Origin of the sequence: Tepidimonas sediminis, from assembly GCF_007556605.1 — a bacterium.
Taxonomy (GTDB): Bacteria; Pseudomonadota; Gammaproteobacteria; order Burkholderiales; family Burkholderiaceae_C; genus Tepidimonas; species Tepidimonas sediminis.
This window is the reverse complement of record NZ_VJND01000016.1, coordinates 39,724-49,391: the sequence shown is the minus strand read 5'-3', so window position 1 is coordinate 49,391 and position 9,668 is coordinate 39,724. Positions and strand designations below refer to the sequence as shown.

The following is a 9,668-nucleotide window of genomic DNA, read 5'->3' as shown; positions in this document are numbered from 1 at the left end:
GCCCCCAGCACGCGCCCAAGCAGCGCGCGCGTGACGGTGGCGGCAACTTCGGCGGGGGCGGCGCCTCCGGGCGGTGGTGACGATGGGCTGGGCCACGCACCTGCGGCGCTGGGCGCGCCACCTGTGGCTGGACGAGCGCGCCAGCCGCCGCTGGCTCGACGACGCCGCGGCCGAGCGGCTGCGCCGCCGCATCGAGGCCAGCGAGTCGCACCACCGCGGCGAGATTCGCGTCTGTGTCGAGGCCAGCCTGCCGCTGCGCTGGCTGTGGCCGCCGGCCGACGAGGCGGCGCTGGCCGCGCGCGTGCGCGAGCGCGCGCTGGCCTGGTTCGGCCGCCTGCGCGTCTGGGACACCGAGGACAACGCCGGCGTGCTGATCTACCTGCTGCTGGCCGAGCGCGCCATCGAGATCGTCGCTGACCGCGGGCTGGCGCGCCACGTGCCGCCGGCCGACTGGGACGCCGCGCTGCAGGCGCTGCGCGACGGCCTGCGCCAGGGGTCGGCCGAGGCGGCGCTGGCGCGCGCCATCGACACCGTGGACGGCTGGCTGCGCGCCGCCGTGCCGCTCGCGCCGGGGCAGCGCGCCGTCAACGAGCTGCCGGATGCGGTGGTGCGGGTGTAGCCAAGGCGGCCTCAAGCCGCCGGCGCCACCGAGGCGCCGGTGACGCCGTGGCGCGCCAGCAGCGCGGCCACCTGCCCGCTGCGCTTGGCCTCCTCGACGAAGGCGGCCAGCGCCGCGTGTGCCGCCTCGCCGTAGGCGGCGCGGCAGCCCATGGCCTGCTCGATCACCATGAAGCGGCCGGGCAGCAGCCGCAGGCCGCCCCGCCGTTCGGCGTCGGCCTGCAGCGCCTGGCGGATGCCGGCGGCCACGTCGGCGCCGCTGGCCAGAAACTGCGGCACCACCTCGGGCGTGGAAGGTGCGCGCTCGATGGTGGCGTGGCGCAGCGTGCGCGACAGAAACAGGTCGTAGGCGCTGCCGTGCCCGACCACCACCCGCGTGCCGGGGCGGTCGACCTCGTCGTTGTGTCGCAGCGGGCTGTCGGCGCGCACCAGGTAGCTGCCCTCGATCAGCAGGTACGGCGCGGTGAAGGCCAGCCCCTCGCTGCGCAGCGGGTCGATGGCGAAGAAGCCGACGTCGGCGCGGCCCTCGCGCACCGCCGCCACCGCCGCCGCGGCGGTCTCCACCACCACCAGCGCCAGCGGCACGCCCAGCCGTTGCGCCAGCGCCTGCGCCAGGTCCACCGACACGCCGGCGGGGCTGCCGTCGGCGCCGCGGCGTGCCAGCAGCGCGTTGCCGAGGTTGATGGTGGCGCGCAGGGTTCCGGTGGGAGCAAGCTCGTGCATGACGCCGATCATGCCACGCGCGCTTGGCGCGAAGCTGACGTGCCGCGTGCCGGTGCGATACTGCGGCCCCGCACCCATGGAGATCGTGTCATGGCCAACGACGCCCCCGCCACCCCCTCCGTCGCCGCGCCCGACGACGTGTTCACGTGGGATGAGTCGCTGCTGACCGGCATCGAGGTCGTCGACGCGCAGCACCACCGCCTGGTGGACCTGTTCAACGCCCTCAACCGCGCGATGTTCCATGGTCGCGCGCTCGGCGTCCACGAACAGCAGGCCATCCTCGAGGACCTCATCGCCTACGCGCGGCGGCACTTCGACGACGAGGAGCGCCTGATGGAGGAGGTCGGCGTGGATGCGCGCCACCGCGAGCTGCACCGCCGTCTGCACCAGGAGTTCGTCGACCAGGTGCGCTCGATGTGGGACGCGCGAGGCCACCTGCGCCAGCCAGGCGACACGCTGATGGGGTTTCTCACCTCCTGGCTGGGGCTGCACATCATGGGGGTGGACCAGGCGATGGCGCGCCAGATCGCGCGCATCCGTGCCGGCGCCGACCCGGCCGAGGCCTGGGCGCGGGAGGAGGATCCGATCGACCGCCGCGTGGCCAACCTGCTGCGCATGGTCGGCCAGCTCTACCACGTGCTGGCGCAGCAGAACCAGGATCTGCTGGAGGCCAACGCACGGCTGGAGCAGCGCGTGCGCGAGCGCACCGCGGCGCTGGAGGCGGCCAACCGGCGGCTGGAGGCGTTCTCGCGCATCGACGGGTTGCTGGGCATCGCCAACCGCGGCTACTTCGAGCAGCGCCTGCGCGAGGAGGTGGCGCGTCACGCGCGCCAGCAGCGCCCGCTGGCGCTGGTGATGGTCGACGTGGACCACTTCAAGCGCTACAACGACCGCTATGGTCACCAGGCCGGCGACGCCTGCCTGCGCGCGGTGGCGCGCGCGCTGCAGGGCGTGGTGCGGCGCGAGCCGGACCTGCTGGCGCGCTACGGCGGCGAGGAGCTGGTGGCGCTGCTGTCCGACACCGACCTGGCGGGCGCCTGCGTGGTGGCGCAGCGTGCGGTGGCGGCGGTGCGGGCGCTGGGCCTGCGGCACGAGGCGTCCGACACCGCGCCGGTGGTGACCATCAGCGCCGGGGCGGCGGCGCGGGTGCCGCAGGGGGCCGACGATGCGGCGCGGCTGGTGCAGCAGGCCGACGCCGCGCTGTACGAGGCCAAGCGCGCCGGCCGCAACCGCGCCGGCGGCTGCGAGGCGGCCGCCGCGGCGGGGGCATGAGCAGCGCCGGCGGCGCATCCCCTGGCGCAGTTCCTACAATGCCGCCATCGCGCCCGCCGCCGGGCGCCGCCGCCGGCCACCGGCCGGCCCGCACGATGGAGGTTCCGAGGTGACCGATCCCGCCGCCGATCCGCGCGCGCAGCTCAGGCGCGCCGCGCTCGACTACCACGAGCAGCCCCAGCCCGGCAAGCTGGCCGTCACGCCCACCAAGGCGCTTTCCAACCAGCGCGACCTGGCGCTGGCCTACTCCCCCGGCGTGGCCGCGCCGTGCGAGGCGATCGTCGCCGACCCGGCCAACGCCTTCCGCTACACCGGCCGCGGCAACCTGGTGGCCGTCATCTCCAACGGCACCGCGGTGCTGGGGCTGGGCGACATCGGTCCGCTGGCGGCCAAGCCGGTGATGGAAGGCAAGGCGGTGCTGTTCAAGAAGTTCGCCGGCATCGACGTCTTCGACCTCGAGATCGACGAGAAGGACCCGGACCGGCTGGTGGACATCATCGCCGCGCTGGAGCCGACCTTCGGCGGCGTCAACCTGGAGGACATCAAGGCGCCGGACTGCTTCTACATCGAGCGCAAGCTGCGCGAGCGCATGAGGATTCCGGTCTTCCACGACGACCAGCACGGCACCGCCATCGTCGTCGGCGCGGCCATCCTCAACGGCCTGAAGGTGGTCGGCAAGGACCTGCGCGAGGTCAAGCTGGTCACCAGCGGGGCCGGCGCGGCGGCGCTGGCATGCCTGAACCTGCTGGTCAAGCTCGGCCTGCCGCGCGAGCACATCTGGGTCACCGACCTGGCCGGCGTCGTCTACGAGGGGCGTACCGAGCTGATGGACCCGGACAAGGCGCGCTTCGCGCAGCGCACCGAGGCCCGCACGCTCGCGGAGGTGATCGAGGGGGCCGACGTGTTTCTCGGCCTGTCGGCCGGCGGCGTGCTCAAGCCCGAGATGGTGGCGCGCATGGCGCCGCGGCCGCTGATCCTGGCGCTGGCCAACCCGACGCCGGAGATCCTGCCCGAGGAGGTGCGCGCGGTGCGCGACGACGCGGTGATCGCCACCGGCCGCAGCGACTACCCCAACCAGGTCAACAACGTCCTGTGCTTTCCGTACATCTTCCGCGGTGCGCTGGACTGCGGCGCCACCACCATCAGCGACGAGATGGAGATCGCCGCGGTGCACGCCATCGCCGAGCTGGCGCAGGCCGAGCAGAGCGACGTGGTGGCGCAGGCCTATGCGGGCGAGAGGCTGGCCTTCGGGCCGGACTACCTGATTCCCAAGCCGTTCGACCCGCGGCTGATGATCCGCATCGCGCCGGCGGTGGCCGAGGCCGCCGCGCGCAGCGGCGTGGCCACGCGCCCGATCGCCGACCTCGACGCCTACCGCGAGCGGCTGCAGAACTTCGTGTTCGCCTCCGGCACGCTGATGAAGCCGGTGTACGCGATCGCCAAGCAGGCGCGCCACAAGCTGATCGCCTATGCCGAGGGCGAGGAGGAGCGCGTGCTGCGCGCCGCGCAGGTGGTGGTCGACGAAGGGCTGGCGCGGCCGGTGCTGATCGGACGTCCGGCGGTGATCGCGCAGCGCATCGAGCGCTTCGGCCTGCGCCTGCGCGAAGGCGCCGACTACGAGGTCGTCAACGTCGAGCACGACCACCGCTACAAGACCTTCTGGCAGGACTACCACCGCCTGATGGAGCGCCGCGGCGTCACCGAGCAGCTGGCCAAGATCGAGATGCGCCGGCGCCTGACGCTGATCGGCGCGATGCTGCTGCGCCACGGCGACGTGCACGGCCTCATCTGCGGCACCTGGGGCACGCCGGCGATGCACCTGAACTACCTCGACCAGGTCATCGGCCTGCGCCCCGGGGCGAGCTGCTACGCGGCCATGAACGCCATCCTGCTGCCTGGCCGGCAGGTGTTTCTCGTCGACACGCACATCAACGTCGACCCCAGCGCCGAGCAGCTGGCCGCCATCACGCAGATGGCGGCGCGCAAGATCATGCGCTTCGGCATCACGCCCAAGGCCGCGCTGCTGTCGCACTCCAACTTCGGCTCCTCCGACGCCCCCAGCGCGGTCAAGATGCGCCAGGCGCTGGCGCTGCTGCGCGAACAGGCACCGTGGCTGGAGGTGGACGGCGAGATGCACGGCGACGTGGCGCTGGATGCGGCGATGCGCCAGGCCATCATGCCGCGCAGCACGCTCACCGGCGAGGCCAACCTGCTGGTCTGCCCCAACATCGACGCCGCCAACATCGCCTACAACCTGCTCAAGACCGCCGCCGGCGGCGGCATCGCCATCGGGCCGATGCTGCTGGGCGTGGCCAAGCCGGTGCACATCCTGACGGCCAGCTCCACCGTGCGGCGCATCGTCAACATGACCGCGCTGACGGTGGCGGAGGCCAACGTCGGGCCGCGCGCGGTCAGCGCCGCCGCGGTCTGACGGCGGAGGTCGCAGGCGCCTTGGCGTGTCGTTGGGCTGGCGATACAGTTGGGACGGATGGTATTCCGGCGGAGTCAATAATCAAGTGCAACACTCCTGATCTGCCTTGCACCTGACCCTGCCGCCGACCCATGGGAACCCACGACCAGCACCTCAGCGCCGAAGAGCGCGCCACCATCATGATCATGCTGCAGCAGGGCTGCTCGGCACGCAGCATTGCCCGCACGCTGCAGCGCTCGCCCTCGACGGTGACGCGCGAGATCCGGCGAGCGCTGGACTGGCCGCAGCGCGCGGCCTTCGTGCCGGCGGGCAGCAGCACTTATGACGCGCGGGCAGCCGGGGCGCGTGCATGCGCCATGCGGCTCAAGCGCCGACGCAGCCGCAAGCTCTCCGAAGACGGTGTGCTCTTCGGCGTGGTGCATCACTTCCTGCTGGAGGGCTGGTCGCCAGGGCAGATTGCCGGCACACTCAAGCGCATGTGGCCCGACGATCCGCATCGCCGCGTCTCGCACGAGACCATCGACAACGGCATCGATGCGATGCCGCGCGGTGAGCTGCGCAAGGAGCTCATCGCCTGCCTGCGGCGTGCGATGCCCAAGCGCATGCCGCGCTCGCGTGGCCAAGACCGAAGGGGCCAGCTGCCCGAGGTGGTCAGCATCCACCTGCGTCCGCCCGAGGCCAACGACCGAGCCTTTCCTGGGCACTGGGAAGGCGACCTCCTCAAGGGGGCGGCCAACCGCTCGGCCGTTGGGGTGTTGGTGGAGCGCAGCTCGCGTCTGGTGCTGCTGGCCAAGCTCAAGGACGCCACCGCAGCCTCGGCTCTGGAGGGCTTCACCGCCAAGCTGCGCAAGATGCCCAAGCCGATGCGCAAGACCCTGACCTACGACCGCGGCAAGGAAATGGCGCGCCACCCCGAGCTGACCGAGGCCACCGGCATCCGGGTCTACTTCTGCGACCCGCGCAGTCCGTGGCAGCGGGGCAGTTGCGAAAATCGCCCGCGATTTCATCAAAACCGCAAGTGGTTTCATCAGAACATCAACGGTCTGCTGCGCCAGGTCCTGCCCAAGGGCACGGACCTGTCGGTCTACAGCCAGGAAGAGCTCGATGCGATCGCCGGCAGGCTCGGGCATCGGTCCGCGCGCCATCCACGGCTTCTGCCCCCCGATCGCCGGCTGCCAGGCCATGCTGGAAAAGGCCACCCAAGCCAGCCACTCCCTTCAGTGATTCCACTGTTGCACTTGGTGCTTGACACAGCCCCATGAAGCAAGCGCCCAATGATGCGGAGCTCCTGGCACTGCTCACTGACCTCGAATCCGACCGGGTCGAGCGCAAGCAGTCCTTCGCTGGCAAGGCGCCGGAAACCGTGCGCGAAGCCGTGTGCGCTTTCGCCAACGATCTGGCCGGACATGGGGCGCCGAGCGTGGTCTTCATCGGCGCCAAGGACGACGGCACGCCGATGGAAGGCTTTGCGGTCACCGACGAGCTGTTGCGCAGCCTTGCCGACATCAAGACCGACGGCAACATCGTGCCGCCGCCGACCTTGCTGGTGGAGAAGCGCCGCCTGGCCGGAGCCGATTACGCTGTGATTACGGTCTGGCCCTGCGATACACCGCCGGTGCGTTATAAGGGGCGCATCCATGTGCGCTGGGGGCCGCGGCGCGGGCTGGCCACGGCACAGGACGAGCGCATCCTCAACGAGCGGCGTCGCCATCGTGATCGGCCCTTCGATGTGCAGCCGGTGAGCGGTGCAACGCTGGAGGAGATCGACCGGCTGCGCTTCGAGCAGGAGTATCTGCCCTCGCTGGTGGCCCGCGACGTGCTGCTCGCCAACGATCGCACGCTGGAGCAGAAGCTGGCGGCTACCAAGCTGATCGTGGCCGAGACCGAACCCGTGCCGACGGTGCTGGGCTTGCTCGTGTGTGGCCGTGCTCCGTCCAACTGGATCGGCGGGGCTTACACCCAGTTCCTGCGCATCGCCGGTCAGGATTTGACCGATCCTGTGACGGATGAAGAGGTGATCCACGGCACCGTGGCCGATCAGATTCGCAGGCTGGAAGAGAAGCTGGAGGCTCACAACCGCCGGCGCATCGTCTTTGTGGCCAGCGAGCGTGAAACGATCGTCGAAGCGTATGCACTGGACGGGCTGCGGCAACTGGTGCGCAACGCCTACCTGCATCGCAGCTATGAAGCTACCCACGCGCCGGTGCGGGTGTACTGGTTCGATGACCGCATCGAGATCCACAACCCTGGCGGTCCATTTGGCAGCGTGACGGTGGAGAACTTCGGTCAGCCGGGTGTGACGGACTACCGCAATCCCAACCTGGCCGAGGCGCTGCGCGCGCTGGGCTTCGTGCAGCGCTTTGGCGCCGGTATCGCCATCGCCCGCAAGCACTTCGGCAGCCGCCTGCGCTTCGAGGTGCAGCCGGGCGTGGTCGCCGCCATCATCGCGGGGGAGGAGCCATGATCAGCATTGCCTTCTTCAACAACAAGGGCGGCGTGGGCAAGACGTCGCTCGTCTATCACACGGCGTGGATGTTTGCCGAGCTCGGCTACCGGGTGCTCGCCGTGGACTTGGATCCCCAGTCGAACCTGTCGATCATGGCTTTGGAAGTCGAAAGGCTGGAGCAGCTCTGGCCGGATGGCGCGCATCCCAAGACTCTGTTCGGCGCGGTCGAGCCCCTTTTTGGGGGAACCGGCGATGTGCGCCCGGCGCATGTCGAAACCCTGGGCGAGCGGCTGGGGCTCATCGTGGGTGATCTCGCGCTCTCGCGCATCGAAGACGACCTCTCGACCGAGTGGCCGCGCTGTCTGGAAGGGCGGGATCGTGCCTTCCGGGTCACCACGGCTTTTTGGCGCGTCATGAAGGCTGCGGCCGATGCACACGAGGCCGATGTCGTGCTTATTGATGTTGGCCCCAATCTGGGTGCCATCAACCGGGCCGCTCTGGTGGCAGCCAGCCATGTGGTCGTGCCCGTTGCTCCCGATCTCTTCTCCTTGCAGGGGCTCAAAAACCTGGGGCCTACCTTGCGGCGTTGGCGGGAAACGTGGGCACAAGCCCTCCCCAAGGCGGATGCGAGCCTCGGCCCGCAACCCTCGGGTGCTATGCAGCCGGTCGGCTATGTGCTGATGCAGCACGCCGAGCGGCTCGGCCGCCCCACTAAGGCGTATGCCAAGTGGCAGGCACGGCTTCCGTATGCCTATCGTGAAAGCATCCTAGGCGAGCAGACGCACACAACCGTCGTTGATCCCGACCCCCACCAGATTCACCGCATCAAGCATTACCGCAGCCTGATGCCGATGGCCATGGAGGCACGCAAGCCGATGTTCGCTTTGCGCGCCTCCGATGGCGCGATCGGAGCCCATCAGGACAGTGTGCAGCGGTGCTACGAAGATTTTCAGGCTTTGGTTCAGGCCATTGTCGCACGCACAGGCGTGCAGTCCGCGGTTGTGGCTCCGAGCCAGTCCGAAAGGGAGGCTGAAGCCGGCGCAGAGCATGGGTTGCCGTGAGTGCGCCACGGGGGTGTCGTGGCTGCCGAATCGGCTTGGACGCCACCACCGTCGCCGACAACTCGCTGCGGACCGCCGCCTGACGGCGCGCCGATCCCCAAGCTGGAACACAAAAATCCAGCGCTGTCAAGATCTTGTCATCCGGCGCCGGTTGCGGCACACTAGCGCGCTCGTTCTGAGGGTTTTCCCCAAGGCAGGAGCAGGTGCAGGGCATGCGTGGGCGCCGGTGGCTGGCCCGGCTGGCGCTGCTGTGGACGTGGCTGGCGGTGGCGGCGCTGGCGTTGGCGCGTGCGCCGCAGCCGGCCGACACCGTCGAGCTGGCCCAGCTGCCGCGCGAGGCGCAGCAGGTCATGCAGCTGATCCGCCAAGGCGGCCCCTTCCCCTACGAAAAGGACGGTACGGTGTTCTTCAACCGCGAGCGTCTGCTGCCGCCGGCCAAGCGTGGCTACTACCGCGAATACACGGTGCCCACCCCGGGGCTGAGCCACCGGGGCGCGCGGCGTCTGGTCTGCGGCGGCTGGACGCCGACGGCGCCGGATGCCTGCTACTACACGGCTGACCACTACGCGAGCTTCCGCCGCGTGGTGCCGTGAGGCGCAGCGCCCGGGCCGCGCCGTACCGCGTCACGTTGCCGACTCCGGATTCCTCCGCCCGTCTTCCGTCTTCCAACCGCAACGCCATCATGGAACAGCCGCTGCGCAACGTCCGACCCAACATCGTCCAGTCGATCCGCGCCTTCACGGTGCGCGATCTGCAGGCCGCCGCCGAGGCGCTGGGGCACCACTTCCTGTACGCCAACCTGGCCACGGCGCTGAACAAGCAGGACATCCTCGAGCTGATCTCGACGCAGTTCCAGCTGCCGCCGCACAACGGCAAGAACCTGGACGCGCTGTACGACTGCCTGACCGACACGGTCTACAAGTCCGGCCCGCAGACCGGCTTCGTCGTCGTGCTGGAGCACATCCCCACCAGCCCGAAGTTCGACAAGGAGGCGCGCGAGCAGCTGCTCGACGTCTTCCGCGACGTGGCCGACTTCTGGGCCGAGCGCAAGGTGCCGTTCCGTGCCTTCTACTCGTTCGCGGTGGCGCGCGCGCCCAAGCCCGCCGACCTCGAGCAG

General features: G+C 70.2%; 7 protein-coding genes and 2 pseudogenes. 8 read left to right on the top strand and 1 reads right to left on the bottom strand.

The window, feature by feature from the left end; all coding sequences use genetic code 11:
• Positions 1–82 precede the first annotated feature (82 nt).
• Positions 83–619 (top strand): TPM domain-containing protein, encoded by a 537-nt coding sequence (locus Tsedi_RS11080; protein ID WP_143896601.1) that lies wholly within the window; start codon positions 83–85, stop codon positions 617–619.
• 11 nt (positions 620–630) lie between these two features.
• Here Tsedi_RS11080 and Tsedi_RS11075 read toward each other — a convergent pair whose 3' ends face one another.
• On the bottom strand, positions 631–1,341 hold the full coding sequence (locus tag Tsedi_RS11075) for a transporter substrate-binding domain-containing protein (RefSeq protein WP_246099262.1): 711 nt from the start codon (positions 1,339–1,341) through the stop codon (positions 631–633).
• Between the two features lie 90 nt (positions 1,342–1,431).
• On the opposite strand from Tsedi_RS11075, the gene Tsedi_RS11070 reads away from it, so the two are divergent.
• The 7 genes and pseudogenes from Tsedi_RS11070 to Tsedi_RS11040 form a co-directional block, all read left to right on the top strand.
• Positions 1,432–2,613, top strand: coding sequence for a GGDEF domain-containing protein (locus Tsedi_RS11070; protein ID WP_143896599.1), 1,182 nt, complete (start codon positions 1,432–1,434; stop codon positions 2,611–2,613).
• Positions 2,614–2,722: 109 nt separating this feature from the next.
• Positions 2,723–5,044 (top strand): NADP-dependent malic enzyme, encoded by a 2,322-nt coding sequence (locus Tsedi_RS11065; protein ID WP_143896597.1) that lies wholly within the window; start codon positions 2,723–2,725, stop codon positions 5,042–5,044.
• A gap of 131 nt (positions 5,045–5,175) precedes the next feature.
• Positions 5,176–6,268, top strand: a pseudogene (locus Tsedi_RS11060) (IS30 family transposase).
• A gap of 34 nt (positions 6,269–6,302) precedes the next feature.
• The gene (locus Tsedi_RS11055) at positions 6,303–7,508 is read left to right on the top strand and encodes an ATP-binding protein (protein WP_143896595.1); all 1,206 of its coding nucleotides are present in this window, start codon (positions 6,303–6,305) and stop codon (positions 7,506–7,508) included.
• A complete protein-coding gene (locus tag Tsedi_RS11050; RefSeq protein WP_143896593.1) occupies positions 7,505–8,551 on the top strand; it encodes a ParA family protein in 1,047 nt (348 codons plus the stop codon). Before Tsedi_RS11055 ends, Tsedi_RS11050 begins: the two co-directional genes overlap by 4 nt.
• 212 nt (positions 8,552–8,763) lie before the next feature.
• On the top strand, positions 8,764–9,144 hold the full coding sequence (locus Tsedi_RS11045) for a guanyl-specific ribonuclease (protein ID WP_143896591.1): 381 nt from the start codon (positions 8,764–8,766) through the stop codon (positions 9,142–9,144).
• A gap of 89 nt (positions 9,145–9,233) precedes the next feature.
• Positions 9,234–9,629: pseudogene (locus Tsedi_RS11040) on the top strand (barstar family protein); the annotation flags it as partial.
• Between the last annotated feature and the right edge of the window lie 39 nt (positions 9,630–9,668).